Source organism: Collinsella aerofaciens, assembly GCF_040920445.1.
Taxonomy (GTDB): Bacteria; Actinomycetota; Coriobacteriia; order Coriobacteriales; family Coriobacteriaceae; genus Collinsella; species Collinsella aerofaciens_BH.
On the sequence record NZ_JBCOTQ010000102.1, the window covers coordinates 1 to 1,918 of the forward strand.

Consider the following 1,918-nt stretch of genomic DNA (forward strand, 5'->3'; position numbering starts at 1 on the left):
GAGCAATCGACAGACTGTGCCGCTTCGGCATCGACGGTGGATTCGGCGAGGAGCATCCCGTAAAGGAGTACTAGACCGCTGCATGGCCATGGAAGCCTCATTTATTTGCGAAGAACATCGGATAGCCGCAGGATTGAAATCATCGACCGATAAGTGAGTTCCACTTTTTCGCCCGCAAGCAGTCGTTTCGAGCCAATCTCATCTAGCCCCACAAGCCGAGAAAACAGCGGGCCGCTCATCGTGCCATCGTCAATTGATTCCCTTATGGTCTTCAAAACGTCCGTATCATGAAGCGACGCCGAGCTGTAGGGGGCAACACGAGCGGAACTCTCAATTAGCGACGAGACAAAAGGATGGAGATGCTTTGGACATAGTCCATCAAACACCACATCTCCATTGTCATCCGAGCCGACCAGGCGCCAAGTATAATGATCGACCCAGTCATCTCCGTCATATATGGCGTCCATGAGCAACTTCCCGTCTAGAGAGAGAAACCTATTTGGACATCGGGGCGCAAGACCGCAAGCCATATCGGGCCTGCAGCAGCTCCAACCCAACGCACCACATAGGTTCCCTTTCGTACATGTGTATCAATCTGCCCCGAAATGCCGGTGAATGCAATTCCAGACCCGTTTGTCGGATAGCAATCGACGTATTTTTGTTTTCCGCTCACAACCTTGTATAGATATATCGTTCCAGCAAAAGAGAAGGGATCGTTCGCAATTTTGTCCGGAAGAACTTGCCACCTCAAAATCCCGCTACCAATATGGTCAAGCTTGACCGTTCCGCCGTCCCCCTCAAAAGTGGCAAGGGGATTTACCCCAGACTGAGAGTCGGCATCGCCCTCCTTAGCAGTTATCAGCAGGCTGCCCGTATAAGACTGCTGAGGCTCACCTTCAGGACAGGCAGCCTCGGCCCAAGAAGGGCCACCCAGGCAGAACAGTCCGAGCAGCATCATTACCAACAAAAGAAAACCCTTAGTTCTTTTCATCTATATCCCCAACGTCTCTCGACATTTGTATATCGTGACTATTTTAGATCTATATGGCCAATTCGGGCCCTCACCAGGGCAATTGTTGCAGCTGGGTTTCTTTCCATTGAAATTTCACTTTGGTAAATCCCCGCCCCTAAGCATTAAGCCCGAAGTCCACCGAGTGGGCAAAAGTAAAAGAGGGTCGAATCCGAAGCAGTTCCCAGACAATTGGCGTTCGGCCAGACACTTCGGTTCGGCCCTTTCTTTCCAGGACTCTATAACAGCAAAGCACCTGCTAGATGGGCTTTTTGTGGGTGGGTAATTGTAACAGCTGATTGAACTGCAACGCGCTGGGGCCAATAGGGCGAGGCAAACTAGCGAGGCGTGCCGTCGCGAGTGTAATCGCCACGGTCGACGACGCGGTCGTCCAGCTGCCGCGGCACGGCGCCACCGCCGTGCTCCTGGCCCGCGGCGCGACAGAAGGAGACACTGTTGGGGCCGATGGGCTAAGACCGTTGCCGACCAAGTGCCATTAGCGTCCATTAGCACATGTCAAACCCGTCTGATTCTGTGGGTATAGGGCGGCATTTCGCTGAGGTCGGAAACTCCCGCAACCATTGATTGATTTCGACATGTTCGAAATTCATATTACGCATATGGGTAATCATCATATATAGGATCTCTCAAGTAACCTAAGCAACCGAACCGGGGCAGAAAGGCATACAAACAAGCCGCGACGAACAGCTTCTTCCGCATTTCTTTAGGCAAGCGAAAAGAGGGATGGCATGACAGCCAAGAGCTACGTAAAGATCGTTATTGTTGGCTTTGCACTTTGTCTTGCAATGGTGCTATGTGCATCATTTGCGAAGTATAGGTCCGAGCAGTCGTTTATTGATGGCGCTGAAAACGGTTTTGGCATAGACGGGATGTATGTCAACGATGGCG

2 protein-coding genes are annotated in these 1,918 nt (G+C 51.7%); both read right to left on the reverse strand.

Going from position 1 to position 1,918, the window contains the following annotated elements; translation table 11 throughout:
• Window positions 1-101: 101 nt before the first annotated feature.
• Entirely contained in the window at window positions 102-467 is a 366-nt protein-coding gene (locus tag AB5405_RS09785; protein ID WP_368138356.1) for a hypothetical protein, read from the reverse strand.
• Window positions 468-481: 14 nt separating this feature from the next.
• Window positions 482-991: a hypothetical protein gene (locus tag AB5405_RS09790; RefSeq protein ID WP_238057836.1), complete on the reverse strand. Its 510-nt coding sequence runs from the start codon at window positions 989-991 to the stop codon at window positions 482-484.
• Between the last annotated feature and the right edge of the window lie 927 nt (window positions 992-1,918).